Raw genomic sequence first — 17,288 nt, forward strand, 5'->3', positions numbered from 1 at the left:
TGTGCAAGGACATCGCCGCGGAACTGAACGAGATCTACATCTCCCACGGCCTGCTCCCGAACCGCACGTTCGGCTACGGCCACTCCTTCGGCGTGCTCTCCCACTACTACGGCCGCGAAGCCGGCCTGGAACTGCGCGAGGACATCGACACCGTGCTCGAGCCGGGCATGGTCGTCTCGATGGAACCGATGATCACCGTCCTGGACGGTGCGCCCGGCGCCGGCGGCTACCGCGAGCACGACATCCTGGTGGTCGGCGAAACCGGCGCCGAAAACATCACCAAGTTCGGCTTCGGCCCCGAACACAACATCATCGACGCCTAAAGAGTCGGGCACCACGCCCAGACTGACGGATGCAGAATGCGGCGCCACTTCCAGTGGCGCCGCATTCTGCATCCAGATAGGCAACAATAGGAACGCTATGACACCCACAGCGAGCAACAAAGATTCCGATTCCAGCACCCAGCCGGAGGCCAAAGGCGCCTCCGTAATCTCCAACGTCTTTGCCGTGCTTCGCTGCTTTAGCGTGGAGGAGCCCCTGCTGGGCGTTACCGAGATCGCCTCGCGGGTCGGCCTGCACAAGAGCACCGTTTCCAGGATCCTGGCAACGTTGGAGCAGGAAGATGTGGTGGAGCGCGACGAGGTTTCCCGGCGCTTCCGGCTTGGCATGGGCATCATCGCTGTGGCGGGCCCGCTGCTTGCCGACCTGGATGTCCGCCGGATCGCCTACCCCGTCCTGCGCGAGCTCGCCGAGCGCACGCGTGAAACTGCTTCCCTGCTGGTATGGACGGGGTCCGAGGCCGTATCCGTGGAACAGATTCCCAGCAAGCACCAGATCAAGCACACTTCGGATTTGGGCACCCGCTATCCGCAGGCCCTCAGCGCTTCGGTGCAGGTGTTCCTCGCTTCGGAGGGAGCTGAGCGTGCCAAGGCACTGCTGCAAAGCAGTGTGATCACTTATCCGGCACTGGACGAAGCCAGCCTTGAGGCATATCTGGTTCGCCTGGAAGATGTCGCAGCCCGGGGATACGCAACGAACTACGGTGAAACTTCCATCGAGGAAGTCGGCATCGCCGCTCCTGTCTATGACCATCGGGGCGCTGTGGCCGCATCCGTGCTGGTATCGGCCCCGCGCTTCCGGGTCTCCACCGACCAGCTCCAGGCCCTCGCCGAATCATGTGCCAAGGCCGCGCGGGACATCACCTCCAGGATGGGCGGTGCCTGGCCCGTGGCCGAGGTAAAAGGAACCGAGGCCAGGTAAGTAGGCGGACGGGCCCTGGGTACCGCGGCACCCAGGGCCCGTCCGGTTTCGGTTGGATGCGTTTAGGAACGCCGCCTCTGGCCCAGCAGCACCAGTCCCGACCCCACGGACAGAGCACTGGTAGCGCCAAGGGCCGGCCCTACTTCGATCTCCAGGCCGGTATAGGCCAGCTGGTCCGGAGCGCCGGCTGCGTTCGCCCCAGCGGCGGTGCCAGCTCCCGTGGTCGTTCCGATCACTACGGTCGTTGAGGGCGGTGTGGGACCCGCCGGAGCCACACCGGCAGGTGGCGCATCACCGGCAGGTGGCGCATCACCGGGCGTGGGTGTGACCACCGGCGTTTGTGTCCCGGTCGCCGTAGGCGTCGGCGTCGGCACCACCGGCGGCTCAGGCACCACGGTGGGCACCACCGGCGGCTCCGGCACCACGGTCGGAACGGCCGTCGCCGAGTGGGTGGGCTTCGGCGAGTGCGTCGCCTCGTGCGAGCGGGACGGCGAAGGTGAGTGCGTCGCCTGGCCCGATGCGTACGACGACGGCGCATACGTACCGTCCGGCCCCGGGCCGGATTGCCCTCCCGGCATCACCGCAACCGCAGCCGCGGCAGCCCCCGTCATCGCCCCAATGGTCAGCAGCCCTATGGCCAAAGCCTGCCTAAAGTGCACAGTCATGTCTCCCCTATGCGGTTGATGGCCCCCAACCCCAATTACTCAGGGGGCCTGCCCGGCATACACTGGTCCAGCAACCTTGAGGAAACGTTGCCCTCGACACGCATCGGCGGCACCCGGCCTGCAACAAGCCAGAGGCCCTGGGCGCTCCCGATTCGGGAATTCCCAGGGCCTCTGTCCGATGACGGGCGTGGAATCAGGAATGCTTGCCACGCAGCCGGCGGTGAAGCATTACACCGCCCGCGGCGGCAAGAGCAGCTGCTCCGCCGAGCACAGGGACCAGGTCCATTCCGGTGCTGGCGAGGCCCGGTGCTGAACTGGCCGCAGTGAAGCGGGCGCCGGAACCGGCCGGAGGCACTGCTGCAGCAGAAAAACTACTCGGATCAGTAGCGAACGCCGACGGTGTGACGGTCACGGTAGGAGCCGCGGTCGCATTCGCCGCCGCATTTGCCGCCGGATTTGCCGCCGCATTCGCCGCCGCATTCGCCGCCGGATTTGCCGCCGCATTGGCTTCCGAGTTGGACTCGGACGTCAGGTTCGCAATCACCGTAGGTCCGGCAGCTGCCGCTGTGACCGTCACAGTGGGCGCCGGAGCCGCGGGCGCCTGGGCGACGGTCACATTTACGGTAGGCGCCTGGTTAACATTCATATTCTGGGTCACGGGGGCGCTGTTGGTCAGAGTGTTCGTGTTGGTGGACGTGTTCGTGTTGGTGGACGTGTTCGTAGCACTGTTGGTGGCGTTATTCGTGGCGCTGTTGGTCGCATTGTTGGTGGCGTTGCTCGTGGCAGCGGCATTATTCGCCGCGTTATTGGCCGCGTTGGCGTTGCTCGTGGCATTGCTCGTGGCTTCGCTGGTCGGCGCAATATTCACCACCGGTGCGGGCGGCGTCGCGGTAGGAGTCGGAAGCACCGCCGCCGACGCGGCAGAGGCTCCGGAGACGAGGCCGATGGTCAGCAGACCCACAGCAGCACCTTTGCGAAATGGAACGGACATTTCTCCCCCAGTCGAGTTTTGCTTCCTCACCGGCGAGGAAGCTTGCTACCCAAACCCTATCGCACGACCTTAGGAAAAACTGGTTAACCAAGCGAGCGGCTGTTTTTAACTAACTGTTACTGATAATCCGCCTGCCATAGGTCCGGTCCGAAGACCTCGTACTGGATGTCCTTGGCGGGGATGCCGGCGGCGATGAGATCGCTGCGCACCGCCTGCATGAACACCAGCGGACCGCAGAGGTAGACCGCAGCGTTCTCCGGGACGTTCACTTTGGAGACGTCCATGAAACCGACCAGCTCGCCGTCGACCATCTGGGTTTCTTCCGAAGCATCGGCAAACCAGGTGACCATCGAGCCGTTGGGCAGTGTTGCCAGATCCGCTTCAATCTGGCTCCGCAGCGCGAAGCTGTCCGCGGAATTATCCGCGTGCAGCACCATGATCTGCCGATCGGAACCGGATTTCACCAGATGGGAAAGCATGCCCGCCATCGGAGCGACGCCGATCCCCGCACTGGCCAGCACGATCGGCCGGTCCTCGTGCCGGTCCAGCACCACGTCACCGAACGGCGCCGAAAGCACTACCTCATCCCCCACGTTGACGCTCCAGTGCAGCAGGGTGGAGACTTCCCCGTCCGGCTTGCCCAGCCCGTGCACGCGCTTGACCGCGAACTGCCGGTGATGTCCGTCGTCGGCCTTGATGAGACTGTACTGGCGCGGCTGGCGCAGGCCGTCCACCGTCGGCATCTGGAGGGTGACGTACTGGCCCGGCAGCGACGGCTTCACCTCCCGGTCGTCCATGCGTTCGACGACGAAGCGCACCACATCCGCGGTCTCCGGCACCTTCTCGACCACCCGCCAGGTCCGCCAGACAGTCTCCGGCGACAGCCCGATGTCCTCGTAGAGTCCCCGCTCCATATTGATCAGCACATTGGCGAACAGCCAATACACCTCATTCCAGGCATGCGCGATCTCCGGCGTGACGGCGTCTCCCAGCACGTCGCCGATGGCCCACATCAGGTTGTCGTGGACAATCTGGTACTGGTCCGGATGGATGCCCAGGGACGCATGCTTATGGGAGATCCTGGAGAGCAGCGTGTCCGGAAGTTCATCCGGATGCTGCACCAGATAGCCGGCAAAGGCGGCCACCGAGCCGGCCAATGCCTGCTGCTGCCGCCCGTCCGCTTGGTTGCCGCGGTTGAAGACGCCGTCCATCAGCTGCGGATTCTCCGCGAACATATGCTCGTAGAACCGCTTGGCGATTTCCTGGATGTTCTCCCCCACCACGGGCAGAGTCGCCTCGATGATGGGCCGTGCGCTGTCAGATAACATGCCGTGCTCCTTGCCATTGGGCTATTCAATTGACAGGTCCCGTTGCTATCCCCACGGCCCAAGCTAGCACCGCCCGGTCTTCGCGGGTAGGGTGGGGCGCTACGGCCGGAGCAGCACCTTGATAGCGCGGCGTTCGTCCATGGCTTTGTATGCCTCGGCGGCTTCATCCAGCGGCATTTCGACGTCGAAAACCCTGCCCGGATTGATGGCTCCGGACAGCACATCCGCCAGCAGTTCCGGAATGTAGGTCCGCGCCGGAGCCATCCCGCCGGCCACGGTGATGTTCTTGGCGAACAGATAGCCGATGGGCAGTTCCGCTCCACCGGCGGGAACACCGACGAAGCCCAGGTTTCCGCCCGGCCGGGTGCTGCGCAGCGCCTGGTCCATTGACTCCTTGGTGCCCACGCATTCCAGCACGGAATCGGCCAGCACGCCGCCCAGCAGCTCGCGCACCTTGGCCACACCTTCCTTGCCGCGCTCCGCGACAATGTGCGTGGCACCGAATTCCCGCGCCAGCGCCTGCCGGTCCGCGTGCCGCGACATCGCGATGATCCGCTCCGCACCCAGCCGCTTGGCCGCCAGCACGCCACAGAGCCCCACCGCGCCGTCACCAACTACGACGACGGTCCGGCCGGGTCCCGCTGCGGCGCTCACCGCCGCGTGGTGGCCGGTGGCCATCACGTCGGACAGCGTCAGCAGGCTGGCGGTGAGTGCTGCGTCGGGCTCCCCCGCCGCGCCGGTTGCCGCCGCAGCAAGCGGCACCTTGACGAGCGTGGCATCGGCGTTCGGGACGCGGACCGCCTCGCCCTGGCCGCCGTCGACAGGGAAGCCGGCTTCATCGGTGCCGCCCCAGGAGGCCAGGTGCTCGCAGGCCACGGTCACGCCGTTGCGGCACGGCGGGCACTCGCCGCAGCTGTCGACGAACGGGGCGATCACGAAATCGCCGGGAGCCAGCCCGGTGACCTCCGCACCCACGCTTTCCACGATGCCGACGAACTCATGGCCGATCGCCCGCGGCTCGGTGGTCTCCCGGACACCGCGGTAGGGCCAGAGATCGGAACCGCAGACGCAGGAGGCGGTCACCCGCACCACGGCGTCCTTCGACCGGTGGATCGTGGGGTACCTGCGGTCCTCGACGCGGATGTCCTGGGGACCGTGGATGATGGTGGCGCGCATGGGAAACCTTCCGGTCGGCACGGCGGCCGCGGCGGCGCCGCGGAGCGGGGATTCAGAGCAACCTTACCGTCCTGATTTTCTCTCCTGACAGGGGAAACACCGAGCAGGACATCCCAGACACCTCCGGCCATGACGTTCAGGGCTATCCTGCACGTCACGGCCGGAGGTCAATGCCACGCCCTCATCCCCTCATGGCACCGTGCTGCTCACCCAGCGCCAGGCTACTTCTCCGCTGCCTTGCGCGTGGTGAACGGCAGGACGAGCCGGGACTGGTGGGCGGCGTCGCGGTAGATCTTATGGGTGACGGGCCGGCCCACCGGCAGGTGGAAGGCGTCCGGCGGCAGCAGCGCGTTGTGCTCGTCGGCCAGCGGCTCGCCGTTGGACAGCTCTACGGTCAGCTTGTGACCCGGCTTGAACGTGTTCGCGAACGGGTAGAGGCGCAGCACGTACTCCTCGATCGTCCCCGGCTCCACCGGCACCGCACGGGTGTGCGGGTGGTACGGGTTGCCCTCGGTGGTCCGCTCGTCGAGCTCGCGGTGCGAGGCCTTGAGGTAGCCGCTGGTGATGAGCTGGCGCTTGCCGTTGGGTGCGTAGTCCCACAGGCGCAGGATGAAGTTGGTGTCCGGCTGGTCGATCTCGGCGAAGATGTGCGCGGCACCGGTGCCGATCATCTCCGTGTCCTCCTCGAAGACAGGGGTGGACCAGCTGATGATCTCCACCTTGTCCGTTACCGTCAGCGGTGCCTGGTAGAAGCCGTCCGGGGCGGCGTACTCCGCACCCATCAGCTCGGGCTCGGTCGACAGCTTGTGGCGCGGGCGCAGGTAGAGGGACTTGTACTCGACCTCCTTCGGGGGCCACTGGTCAGCGGTCACGAGCTCGCGGGAGCCCTCCACGAAGACGCTGACGGCCGGCTCATCCATGACGCCGTTGTCGATGCCCTTGATCCAGTAGTCGTACCAGCGGAACATCTTGTCATGTTCCTCGATGAAGGGGCGCGACTGCATCGGCGGGTAGGGGCCAATGTCCAGCTTCTTGGGGCCCTTCAGCGAGTCGAACAGCTCGATGGTGCCGTCCATGGTCCAGCCGCGGCCCTGGTCGATCTGCAGCCACACGGGGATGTCGATGTTCGGGGCCAGCGTGATGGGGTTGCGCTCCTCGTACCAGTCCCCGTCCAGCTCGTTCATCACGATGTCGAACCAGGCTTCGTGGTTCTTCGGGTAGTTCAGGACATGGACCAGGTTCGGCCAGGCGGCGACGTCCGGGTCCTGCAGGCGCTTGGCGACGAGCTTCTTCAGCTCCTCGGGAGAGTGCTTCTCGATCATGCGGGACTTGACGTTGTCGGTGAACGCCCAGCCGGAGTCGCCGCCACGGCCCTCGCGGGCGGCACGCGGCATGAACCACATGATGCCGCCGTGGTAGGTGGTCTCGTAGAAGTCGTAGTGTCCGCCGGAGACAAAGATCGCCTTCAGGTGCGGCGGGCGCTCGGCCGCGGCCAGCACCTGCATGGATCCGAAGTAGGAGATGCCGACCATGCCGACGTTGCCGTCGCACCACGGCTGCTCCGCAACCCACTCGATGAAGTCGTACGCATCCTGGCCCAGCGAAACACCACCGGCGTTGTAGTTGCCGATGTGCTCGCCGCCGGAGTGACCGGAGCCGCGGATGTCGCCGATGACGTGGACATAGTCCTCCTTGACGATGCGGGCGATGTCGCCGGCTTCGATGCAGCCGTCCCACATCGGGCTGGGGCGCCGCTGGGGCGGGGTGGTGAGGGCCAGCGCCTGCAGTTCCTTGCCGTAGGGGCTCAGCGCCACCAGCGCCGGGCGCGGCTTGTCCTCAACACCCTGATAGGCGTCCGCGGCGAGCTCGACGCCGTCCCGCATCGGGACCCGGAGGTCCTTGCGGATGGCAATTTTCTCCCCGCCGGCATTCCACGTCGTGAAATCAGTCATGAGTGTGCAACTCCTTGATCGAGTGTGTCCCGCTGGCAGACCTGCCCCCCAGAGCGTGACATGAACATATTATTATAATAAAGAAGCTATATGCAACGCCACACGGTCGTTGCGATCCACTCGCGGTGCTGAAGGCTTGAGGGCACGGGCCCTCGACGCCGTGGCCGACGACCATCGAAGACCATGAACCGGTCCTGCAGCTGAGGAGAGAACGATGACGCAAGAAGTGAAAGTCCATCCGCTGGTGTCACCCTGGGGTCGTTTCGGCCTCTACAGCTTCTTCATTGACGCTCCCGAGCCTGCCATTGTCGACACCGGGATCGCCTCATCGCCCGCCGACGGCATGGCCCCCGCGCTCGAAAAGCTCGGCCGCAGCATCGAGGAGGTGCGCTGGATCCTGCTGACCCACGGCCACATTGACCACCTCGGCGGCGCGCACGCCCTGTGGGAGCTCACGGGCCGGCGCGCCCAGGTCGTGATCCATGAAGCCGACGCTCCCCTTCTGCGTTCCCGGCGCACGCACGTCGACCAGTACGTGGATGTGCGGCAGAAGTACCTGAAGGACCCGGAGGGCGAGGCCAAGCAGATCGGGATGGCAGAGCAGGCCATCTCGGGCGAGATGGAGCCGACCCTCCTGGTGCAGGGCGGGGAGACCCTATCCCTCGGCGGGGATGTCTCCGTCTCCGTGCACCACATCCCGGGCCACACCACCGGCTCCGTGGCCTACGTCATCGACGGGCGGGACGACGTCTTCGTCGGCGACGCTGTACAGGCCCACGGTGCCGCCAACGGCTTTCCGGGCTATGAGGACCCGAGCACCTACCGGGCGAGCCTGGAGTACCTGCGCGACGAGGTCCGCCCGAACCGTCTGTTCCTGGGCCACCCGTACCGCGGCCCGGACGGGGAGCCCTACGAGATCGGGCTGGACCGGGAGCACGCCCAGCAGGCCCTCCAGCAGAGCCTCGACCTCGAGGCCCGCATCGCCGACGCCGCCCAGCGGTACCTGCAGGACGGTCTGCGGGAGACCGACTCGGTGTACTCCCCGTTCGCCCGGGTCGCCGAGGAGCTCGGCTACACCGGCGACCCCACGCTGGAGCCCTCTCCATTCTTCACCACGCTGCACGGCTACCGTCAGCAGTTCGACCAGGCTCGCTGAACCCCTGCAGCGAGGTGATCCCCGCCGCCCGGCCGGGAAGCCATCTGAATAACGACGGCGGCCCGCACCCATCGCTGGGTGCGCCGCTTTGGTGCGTGAGGCGTCCGAGGTGGGCGCCGCCGTCGTCGTAAGCTGTCAGCTCACGGAGCGGGGACCTCGGTCTCCTTCGAGGCGGCCCGGTGCTGCTTGCTTCCCGGGCCTTCCCCTTGGCCAGCGGAACGAACAGGAAGGCCAGGGCGGCGAAGACGCCGGGGATGGCGAAGAGGAAGTTCATCTCGACCGGAAGGCTGAGCGCCAGCAGGACGCCTCCGAACATCGGTCCGACGACAGCGCCCATCCGCCCGACGCCCGAGGCCAGCCCGATCGCCGTCGAGCGCATGAAGGATGGGTAGTACTGGGAGACGAGGAGTAGGAGGTTTGCTGGACCCCATGGTGCGTCGGCGAAGCTGCACAGCGCAGTGGCGACGCTGAAGAGCGCGACGCCCGTGCGGACGAGCCTGTCTGCCAGGATCCCGAACAGGATGGCGCCAACCATCATGCCGAAGATCCCATAGCTGCCGATGGCGCCCGCGGCGACGGGGTCTACGGACCACTCCTTCATGAGGACAGGTAGGACAGACCCGTAGACGACTAGGTCGTACATGTCGAAGGTGATGTTGACCTCCTCCCCGCCCTTACGGACGGGGACTTCCCGGTTGGCCGCCCTTGGTGGGGCGGCTCGGGATGGTTCCTGCGTCTGGGACCTGTGCCGGGGCTTTCACCTTGGTCTGACCTGGTCTCGGCAGGCGTTTAGCGTCTCCTAAGCAGCTTCGCCCGAATCAGGTTGCTGCGCCGGTCCGGCGGCGACGGTCTTCAGTGCGTACTCCCTGAGGTTGATGGCCGCGTTGGTGTCGCGGTCGGGGATGGCCCCGCACGCGCACGCCCAGGATCGGACGTTCAATGGAACCGGCTCCCTGACGTGCCCGCAGGCGTGGCACATCCGGGTGGAGGGGAAGTTCCGGGGTGCGCGCACCACGGTGCGCCCGGTCTCGGCTCCCTTCTCCTGGATCCGCCGCACGAGGATCCCCCAGGCGGCGTCATGGATGCTCCTGGCCATCCGGGTGCGGGCCGGGGCGGTGATGCCCAAGGTTTCCAGGCCGATGACTTGGTTCTCGTCAACGATCCGGCAGGCAAGCTTGTGGTGGTGGTCGGTGCGGGCGTCGCGGACCTTGCGGTGGATGGCCGCGACCTTGGTCCGGGACTTGTCCCGGTTGGCCGAGCCCTTCTGCCGGCGGGCCAGCTCGCGCTGGGCGCGGGCGAGCTTGCGTTGCTGGGTGCGCAGGTGCCTCGGCGCCGGGACCTTCTCCACCGTCCCGTCGTCGTGGACGATGACCGCCAGGTCCCCCAAGCCCAAGTCGACACCGGCCGCCTGGTGCGCCGCATCCGGTGCGGTCCAGGCGGGGGTCTCGACAACGAAGGAGACATAGTAGCGTCCGTCCGGCTCGTGCACGACGGTGTAACTCGACGGGACGGAGGGTAGGGGACGGGAGAGGGCGAACCCGACCCACCCGATCTTCGGGATCCACACCTGGGCCCGGGTGGCCGAGACCTTCCGGACCCGGGTGTTGGCCTTGCCCGTGATCCGGAACGCCTGCCGGCCATCCCGGCGGGACTTGAACCGCGGAGCCCCGGCCCTCGCTCCTTGGGGAGCTTGCCAGCCTTCTTCTTGGTCATCCGGGAAAAGAAGGCGCTGTAGGCGCCCTCGAGGTCGTGCAGCGACTGCTGCAACGCCACGTCACTGACCTCGCCCAGCCAAGCGCGTTCCTCGGTTCGCTTGGACAGGGCCATCCGCCGTGCCAACTCTACATATCGGGGCCGGGACTCGCCGGCCTCGTGGGCCGCCCGGCTTGCGGCCAGGCCGTCATTGAAGACAACCCGGACGCAACCGAACACGCGGGCGAGCATCCCCTTCTGGGACTCGTCCGGGTACAAACGGTACCGGTAGCGCTTCATCATCGCCTTCCCCGAGCAGTCAGCAACGGCTTCGGTTCACACCTTTCCACCTGCCACCCACAGAATGGGGCCGCCACCCGCGTTTCTTCCCCGGCCTCACTGACGGCGTTTCCACGCGGAAATCTCGATGAACAGCAGGAAGGGCAGCGGAAGCGCGGCAACCCAGTAGACGCTCTTCCGGCCGAACCGGTCCGCCAGGGTCCCGCACAGGATCGCGCCGACCATCGTTCCAAAGAATCCGCAACTGCCGATGTCGGCAGCCTCGCCGGAATCCATGGGGTCGGACACACGTCGGCGGCACGGGTCCGGTGATCCGTGCCGCCGAGGCATGGTGGTGAGGAGGGCGGGCTCAGCCCTGGTTCAGGAAGTCACCCGTCTCCTGGAACACCCGGGAGTACTCCGGAATCCAGGAGAAGTTCTGGACGAAACCGTGGTTGGCCCCTGCGTAGCGGCTGACCGTCGCTTCGACGCCGGCCTCCTTCAGGCGCTGGCCGTAGAGTTCGCCCTCGTCCCGCAGGGGGTCGTACTCGGCCGTGATGACCAGGGTCTTTGGCAGGCCGGAGAGGTCCTCACGCTTGATGGGAGAGACCAGCGGGTCCGCCGGATCCGCCCCGCTCTCGATGTAGAAGGCGTTGAAGGGCTTCAGACCTGCGGTCTCCAGCCCATACCCCTCAGCGTTCTCCCGCAGCGAGGCGTAGCGGTCGACGTCGAAGTCCAGGTCCAGGGACGGGTAGAACAGGACCTGGTGCGTGATGCGGTCGAACCCGTCATCGTGGGCCTTCGCAGCGACGGCGGCCACGAACGTGCCGCCCGAGCTGTCGCCCGCGATGGCGAGGTTCTTGCCGTCCCACGTCAGGCTCCCGCCCTGCTCGGCGGCCCAGCGGACCACTCCGTAGCAGTCGTCGAGGCCGGCCGGGAAGGCGGCCTCGGGGGCCCGGCGATAGCCGACCGAGATGACCTTGTGGCCGGTCTCCTTGGCCAGGGACCGAGCGACGTGGTCGTGGGTGTCCAGGCTGCCCAGGAAGAACGCGCCGCCGTGGAAGTACACCAGCAGGCCGTAGGCGTCCGCCTCGACCGGCGTGTAGATCCGCACGGGCACGGGGCCCGAGGGCGTCTGCGCGGTCGCGTCTTCGACGGAGTGGAGCGGCAGGCGCTCCTCCAGCGGGGGAACCATCGCCTCCTCGCCCGCGCGCATGGCCTCCGGGTTCAGGGGACCCGGCGGTGGCGCCGGCAGGGTGGCCAGGATCTTGGCAATTTCGGGATGAATCGGCACAGCGTTACGCCTCCTGATGAGCCGAGGGGTTCTGGGATGCCGGCTTCTGCCCGGGGAAGACGTCGTTGACCTCGTCCTCGGTCCAGCCCTGACGCGAGATGCGCTGCAGTTCGTCCGTCACCGGCTTGCGGGTCGCCTGGAAAAGGGCCAGTGCCTCCTTGACGGAGCCGGCCTCGGCGAGGGCGTCGGCGAGGGCGCCCGCGTCCTCAATGGCTGAGTTCGCGCCCTGTCCCTGGTGGTGCAGCATCGAGTGGGCCGCATCACCCATGAGAACGACGGATTCCGAGTGCCACGTGTCGATCGGGTCGATGTCCCAGACGGAACGGATAGTGACCGTATTAAGGTCCAGACCACGTGCGATCTCCACAATCCGCTCGTCGAAGCCCTCCACAGTGGCCAGAAGGTCGTCCTTCGAGATGTCGGGCGCCCAGGCGCTGTCCGGGTTTAGCGCCGTGATGTCGAAGGACAACTGGTTACGGTGACGCAACGGCAGCAGATAGACCTTCGTGCCCCTGCCGATGTACATCCGCAGGTTGTCGTCGGAGACCATCCCCTGGGAATCGTCGAGGGAGATAACTGCACGGTAGGCGTGCTCGCCCGAGAACACCGGCCCTTGGTCGCTGAACAACTGCTGGCGCACGGTGGACCTGATGCCGTCGGCGCCGACGACCAGATCGGCCTCAACGGTCTTGCCGTTGGCGAAGGTCAGGACGGAGTGGCCGCCCTTGTCCTCGATCTTTTCCAGCTTGTGGCCGAGGTGCACCATGCCCTCGGGGAGCACACCGGTCAGGGCCTCGATGAAGTCGCGGCGGTGGATCAGGTAGGTCTGCTTCTCCTCGCCGGACTCGGGCCAGGTGTCCTTCATGATCGGCTCACCGGTCGCGGTCAGGATCTCGAAGTAGTCACTCGGCGAGCTCACCTTCGCGATCGCGTCGAAGATCCCCCACTGGCGGAACCGTGCCATGGTGGCAGGACGCAGGCCGATGCCGGCGCCGACCTCACCCATCTGGTTCGCCTGCTCGTACACCTTGACGTCGGCGCCGAGCAGGCTCAGGGCCTTGGCCGCCGCAGCGCCGCCGTATCCGGCACCGACAATGGCAATTCTGAGGTTCTTGATTTCCGAAGCCTTCATGGTTCTTTCTCTTTCCTGGCCCAGGGCGCACCTGGAAGAACGTGGGTAGGTGATGGTTTGCCCGGGGAATCAGGCGTGGATCGACAGGAAGTCGGCAGGGTTCTCGACGAAGATCTTCCTGATCGTCACCTCGTCGACGCCGGCCTCGCGCAGGTCCGGGATGAGCTGCTCGAAGATGTAGTTCACGGTATGGCCCTTCACTCCGGGCCAGCCCAGCGGGCTGCAGTTGGCATCGGCCGAGGCGAGAACGCGGTCGGTATAGCCGCCCTTGACGAAGCGCAGGAAGTGGTCCATGCGCTCCCTCCGGGCGCGGGCCCAGAACGGCGGGTCCTCGAGCTCGGTCTCGTAGCCGAAGGTGTCAAACCCGAGCCGGCCGCCCTGGTCGGCGATCCACGTGTCCTGGGTCTTCTCGGCGTTCACCCCGTCGTCGACGTGGCCGAACAGCACGCGGTCCAGCGGGAGCCCCTCCTCGCGGAAGATCGCTATGGCGGGCTCGGCGTCGATCGCCAGGTGGGTCAGGATCGGCACCCCGGTCTGCACGGCGGCACGGGCCGCGGCACGGTAGATGTGCTTGTCCAGGTCCGTCATGCGCCCGCCGCGGCTCACGCCGACTTTGATAACGCCCGCACGGCTGCCGGTGTCGCCGATGCCGACGGTGATTTCGTGGATGAAGTGGCGGGCCAGGTAGTCGACGGACGCCCGGGCGAAGAACGGCAGGGCGGTGTCACCGCCGACGAAGCCGGTGCAGGCCACGATGTGGACGCCGGTCTTCGCGGACAGGGACTTGTAGTAGTCGACGTCGCGGCCGTTGCAGATGCCGGTGGCGTCGACGAAGGTCCCGCCGCCGTGCTCGTGGAACTTCCGCAGCTTCGGCACGGTCTCCTCGTACCGTTCCTCGGGCGTCTTCCACCACTTCGTGTCCAGTTCGGAGCCCGGCATCCCGTAGCCGATGTGCTCGTGGATGGCCACGTATCCGAGTTCTGCGGCTGAGATCGGTCCCAGCACCGTGTTAATTCTCGACAAGAGATTCACCTCAAAAGTTGAAAAGAATGAGTGGACGCGCGTACTCAGCGCAGGGTCAGCAGGTCCCGCGGGTTATCCACGAGGATGCGCTGGGCGTCCTCGTCAGTGAGTCCCAGCGACTTCACGAAGGGCACGAAGGTCGAGACGACGTAGCTGAACGGCAGGTCATAGTCCGGCTGTCCCTTGGCAACGCCGATTGCATTGCCCGAGAGCAGGATGCGGTTCCCGTGGCCGGCCTTGACCAGTTCCAGCACCAGGGAGGCACGCTCGCGGTCGGTGAGGTAGGCGTCGTCGTCGTTCAGGCCCACGTGGTCCAGGGCGACGAAGGCGCCCCGCTGGGCGACCTCGAGCGGCGCGCCGGCCGCGGCTGCGTCCCTGCGGTCCAGTCCCCCGACGACCACGCGGCCGGCCGGGAGCTGCTCGTCGAGGACGATGTCGAGGTCGTGCAGCGCGTCCTTGCCGTAGCGGATGGAGACCGGGACGCCGGTGTTCAGGGCAGTCCGGGCCGCGCCGCGGAACAGGCTCTCGTCGGTGGCGGTCATGTCCTCGCGGGTGGCCGTGGTGGTCACGATGCCCGCGGCGCCGCGGCGCTCGACGCGGGGAACCACCATGCCTTCGGTGACCTCCTTGGTGAAGAGGTCGGCGAACTTCTCGGCCGGCCACGGCGTCGGGGGGTTGGTCTGCGGGGTCAGGAAGTACCCGCCCAGCATCTCCTCGGGGCCCATGCCCGTGGAGGCGATGATGTGCACGCCGGTCGAGCGCGAGAGCGCCTCGTACAGGCGCACATCGCGGCCGTGGAACATGCCCGTGCTGTCCACGATGGTCTTGCCGCCGTTCGCGCGGAAGTCCGTCAGCTTTCCGGCCAGGATCTCGAAAATCTCCGCACGGTCCATGCTGATGTCATACGCATGCTCGGCCCCGGGGACCACCGAGAGCAGGGCCTCATGCACCGCGACAACACCCAGTTCATGGGCAGGGATGGGGCCAAGGACCGTATTGACGGTTTTGCTGGTGGCAGTTGTTGTATCCGTCATTTGGCACAACCTTTCGTCAGCGTCACGCATGGTAGGCGTCACGCGCTGGGAAGGATCATGCACCGCGACCTCTGGATTGATTCCTCGCCGAACTCGGTGCAGGCGGTAGTACTCGGAGGAAACTGTGCACCAGGGAGCCCGCCCATGGGCTGTACTCCGCAGCTGGTGAATGTGACCTTGATTACCTGTCCACTAGGTTTACATGGTGTTGTGTCAAAGTCAAGAATGGGGTCTCCCGTCATCCTTCCGACCGGCGTCGCCGAACGGGCCCGGGAATCGCGAGCGCAGGAATTCGCCGACGACGGCGGCCCCCAGGTCATCCGGGTCGGGTGCCACCACGCGGCCACCGACCCGGCGGGCCATGGCGGCCAGGAACCGCTCCAGTCCGGGGTCGTCACCCAGGCGGAAGAACGTGGTCTCGGCGCCCAGCCGGCCTACTCGGTCGAGCTCGGCCACAGTGGACTGCATGGTCTCGGGGTCCGGCGGGTAGGAGAACCACGACTCGCCGTCCGGCAGCAGGTGTGCGGTGGGTTCGCCGTCGGTCACCACCAGCAGGACCGGCTGCATGGACGGGTACTGCCGGAAGAACCGGGTCGCCACCAGCAGCGCGTGGTGCAGGTTCGTGCCTTGCTCACGTCGCGGGGGCAGGGCGGTGAGTTCGCCTATCTCCAGACGCTGGGCATACCGGCCGAAGATCACGAGCTGCAGCTGGTCACCCCGAAACCGCGTGGAAACCAGGTGGTGCAGTGCGAGGGCGGTGCGTTTCATCGGCACCCAGCGGCCCTCGGCGGCCATCGAGAACGAGGTGTCCACGAGCAGGGCGACGGCGGCCTGGGTACGGGCCTCGGTCTCCTGGACCTCGACGTCCCGGACATCGATCCGCAGCCGGGTCTCGGGATTCCGGCCCTCGGCGGCGGCGCGGGAGATCGCGTTGGTAATCGTCCTGGTGACGTCCCAGGGCTCCACATCCCCGAACTGCCACGCTTTGGCGGACCCTGTCGGTTCGCCGGCGGCCCCGGCATGTTGCGTGTCCCGGCGCCCCTGCCGGCCGGACAGTCGACCCGCGGCATCCTTCAGGAGCGACCGTCCCAGCCGCCGCATCGCGCGGGGAGACAGCCTCAGGTCGCCGTCGGTGCCGCGGCGGAGCAGGCCGCTGTCACGCAGGGCCTTCTCGAGGCCGGTCAGGGTCCGGGCATCGACGGCGGCGTCGTCCCCCAGCTGGCGGGCCACCTTCTCCACATCGACGTCGGACAGCGCCGACCCCGCGGAGGACTGCGAGAGCTGTTCGGCGAGCGCATCGAGTTCGGCCAGGTCCTGGAGCACGCCGGTGCCATCGCCCAGACCGAGTCCCTCGTCGCCGTGGAACTGTTCCGACCCGGTCCAGTCCTCGCCCGGGCGCAGCGTCTGGAGGGTCGCATCGAGTCGGCTGAGCTGGTCCATGAGTTCGGGGGAGCCGAAGGCATGGGCGGACAGGGCCAGGAGCTCCTCGCGCTGCTCCGGGGTCATGGACCGGAGCATCCGCTGGGCGGCGGCCGAACGCTTCGCGAGGACGTCGACCAGTTCGTCGATGTCCTGCGGATTCTCCGGGAACTGCTCGCCGTGCTTGGCCATGAATGCCTCGAAGTCGGCGGGGGTGTCCTCGCCCCGGGTGTGTTTGCCGAGCAGGTCGTTGAGATCCCGCAGCATCTCGGTGATCGCCGCCCGGTCCTCCTCGGTGGCGTTCTCCAGGGCGTTCTTCATGCCCGCAAACCGTGTCTCCAGCATCTCTCGGCCGAGCAGGTCCCGGATCCGTCCGTAGACCTGCCGTGCGGTGTCGGACTGCCAGTCGTAGGTGGACAGTTCGGTGACTGCCGCGGCGGTGGAGGAGGGCAGGTTCTGCATCTGCATCTCGCGGAAGGCGCGGTCGGTCTCGTCCATCCGGATGTCCCGGGCGAGTTGCTTGCGCTCCTCGAGGACCGCCTCATCGAGAAGTCTCCTGACCTCCTGGAAGGTGCCGTCGAGCCGGTGCCGGCCCAGCAGGTCCCGGCGGCGCCGCTGGACTCGGCCCGCCAGGTCGTCCAGCCCGCGCATGGACCGGCCGCCGCGGCGCAGAAACTCGCGAAGCGCCTGGCCAGGGGAGTAGCCGGCCATGACGTCGGCGGCCACGGCCTCGAGCGCCTCGGCCAGATCGATCGGGGGCGCGAGGGGGTCCGAGCCGCCGTCGTACCGGCTGTACCGGGATGACCTGCCGTGCCGCACGGCGTCTCCTTCCGCTGGGCGTTCCGCGAACCGTGCCGCCGAACCGGCGGCGTGGTTTCTACTTTGCC

At 66.9% G+C, this 17,288-nt stretch carries 16 protein-coding genes and 2 pseudogenes; 4 read left to right on the forward strand and 14 right to left on the reverse strand.

Features of this window, described 5'->3' with window-relative positions:
- Together AC5RWU_RS17445 and AC5RWU_RS17450 are read left to right on the forward strand one after the other, a co-directional pair.
- On the forward strand, positions 1–323 hold a 323-nt coding region (locus AC5RWU_RS17445; protein ID WP_494037108.1), incomplete at its 5' end, for a M24 family metallopeptidase.
- 97 nt (positions 324–420) lie between these two features.
- Complete coding sequence (locus AC5RWU_RS17450) at positions 421–1,260, forward strand: IclR family transcriptional regulator (protein ID WP_494032235.1); 840 nt, start codon at positions 421–423, stop codon at positions 1,258–1,260.
- Positions 1,261–1,322: 62 nt separating this feature from the next.
- Here the strand turns inward: AC5RWU_RS17450 and AC5RWU_RS17455 are convergent, their stop codons facing one another.
- Positions 1,323–1,496 (reverse strand): hypothetical protein, encoded by a 174-nt coding sequence (locus AC5RWU_RS17455; RefSeq protein ID WP_494037109.1) that lies wholly within the window; start codon positions 1,494–1,496, stop codon positions 1,323–1,325.
- Positions 1,497–1,578: 82 nt separating this feature from the next.
- Here AC5RWU_RS17455 and AC5RWU_RS17460 point away from each other — a divergent pair, with 82 nt between their 5' ends.
- The gene (locus AC5RWU_RS17460) at positions 1,579–1,944 is read left to right on the forward strand and encodes a hypothetical protein (RefSeq protein ID WP_494037110.1); all 366 of its coding nucleotides are present in this window, start codon (positions 1,579–1,581) and stop codon (positions 1,942–1,944) included.
- A gap of 174 nt (positions 1,945–2,118) precedes the next feature.
- Here the strand turns inward: AC5RWU_RS17460 and AC5RWU_RS17465 are convergent, their stop codons facing one another.
- The 4 genes from AC5RWU_RS17465 to AC5RWU_RS17480 form a co-directional block, all read right to left on the reverse strand.
- Complete coding sequence (locus AC5RWU_RS17465; RefSeq protein ID WP_494037111.1) at positions 2,119–2,886, reverse strand: hypothetical protein; 768 nt, start codon at positions 2,884–2,886, stop codon at positions 2,119–2,121.
- Between the two features lie 146 nt (positions 2,887–3,032).
- On the reverse strand, positions 3,033–4,244 hold the full coding sequence (locus AC5RWU_RS17470) for a globin domain-containing protein (protein ID WP_494032238.1): 1,212 nt from the start codon (positions 4,242–4,244) through the stop codon (positions 3,033–3,035).
- 99 nt (positions 4,245–4,343) lie between these two features.
- Positions 4,344–5,420: a zinc-dependent alcohol dehydrogenase family protein gene (locus tag AC5RWU_RS17475; RefSeq protein ID WP_494032239.1), complete on the reverse strand. Its 1,077-nt coding sequence runs from the start codon at positions 5,418–5,420 to the stop codon at positions 4,344–4,346.
- Positions 5,421–5,641: 221 nt separating this feature from the next.
- Complete coding sequence (locus tag AC5RWU_RS17480) at positions 5,642–7,372, reverse strand: CocE/NonD family hydrolase (RefSeq protein ID WP_494032240.1); 1,731 nt, start codon at positions 7,370–7,372, stop codon at positions 5,642–5,644.
- A 214-nt stretch (positions 7,373–7,586) separates the two neighbouring features.
- Here AC5RWU_RS17480 and AC5RWU_RS17485 point away from each other — a divergent pair, with 214 nt between their 5' ends.
- Positions 7,587–8,528, forward strand: a complete 942-nt coding sequence (locus AC5RWU_RS17485; protein ID WP_494032241.1) for an MBL fold metallo-hydrolase — start codon at positions 7,587–7,589, stop codon at positions 8,526–8,528.
- Here the strand turns inward: AC5RWU_RS17485 and AC5RWU_RS17490 are convergent.
- From AC5RWU_RS17490 to AC5RWU_RS17530, 9 genes and pseudogenes are all read right to left on the reverse strand, one after another.
- A complete protein-coding gene (locus AC5RWU_RS17490; protein WP_494032242.1) occupies positions 8,482–9,171 on the reverse strand; it encodes an MFS transporter in 690 nt (229 codons plus the stop codon). The two genes, AC5RWU_RS17485 and AC5RWU_RS17490, sit on opposite strands and share 47 nt — an antisense overlap.
- 156 nt (positions 9,172–9,327) lie before the next feature.
- Positions 9,328–10,200, reverse strand: a pseudogene (locus tag AC5RWU_RS17495) (RNA-guided endonuclease InsQ/TnpB family protein); the annotation flags it as partial.
- 200 nt (positions 10,201–10,400) lie between these two features.
- Positions 10,401–10,523 (reverse strand): annotated as a pseudogene (locus AC5RWU_RS17500) (helix-turn-helix domain-containing protein); the annotation flags it as partial.
- A 93-nt stretch (positions 10,524–10,616) separates the two neighbouring features.
- Positions 10,617–10,796 carry a hypothetical protein gene (locus AC5RWU_RS17505; RefSeq protein WP_494037112.1) on the reverse strand — a complete coding sequence of 60 codons (180 nt, stop codon included), beginning with the start codon at positions 10,794–10,796 and terminating at the stop codon, positions 10,617–10,619.
- A gap of 73 nt (positions 10,797–10,869) precedes the next feature.
- Positions 10,870–11,793: an alpha/beta hydrolase gene (locus AC5RWU_RS17510; protein WP_494032244.1), complete on the reverse strand. Its 924-nt coding sequence runs from the start codon at positions 11,791–11,793 to the stop codon at positions 10,870–10,872.
- 4 nt (positions 11,794–11,797) lie between these two features.
- Complete coding sequence (locus tag AC5RWU_RS17515) at positions 11,798–12,925, reverse strand: FAD-dependent monooxygenase (protein WP_494032245.1); 1,128 nt, start codon at positions 12,923–12,925, stop codon at positions 11,798–11,800.
- 69 nt (positions 12,926–12,994) lie between these two features.
- The gene (locus tag AC5RWU_RS17520) at positions 12,995–13,948 is read right to left on the reverse strand and encodes a phosphotriesterase family protein (RefSeq protein WP_494032246.1); all 954 of its coding nucleotides are present in this window, start codon (positions 13,946–13,948) and stop codon (positions 12,995–12,997) included.
- A 44-nt stretch (positions 13,949–13,992) separates the two neighbouring features.
- Positions 13,993–14,982 (reverse strand): phosphotriesterase family protein, encoded by a 990-nt coding sequence (locus AC5RWU_RS17525; RefSeq protein ID WP_494032247.1) that lies wholly within the window; start codon positions 14,980–14,982, stop codon positions 13,993–13,995.
- A gap of 219 nt (positions 14,983–15,201) precedes the next feature.
- Positions 15,202–17,220 carry a vWA domain-containing protein gene (locus tag AC5RWU_RS17530; protein ID WP_494032248.1) on the reverse strand — a complete coding sequence of 673 codons (2,019 nt, stop codon included), beginning with the start codon at positions 17,218–17,220 and terminating at the stop codon, positions 15,202–15,204.
- Positions 17,221–17,288: the final 68 nt, after the last annotated feature.

Source organism: Arthrobacter sp. B0427-1-12, assembly GCF_059092905.1.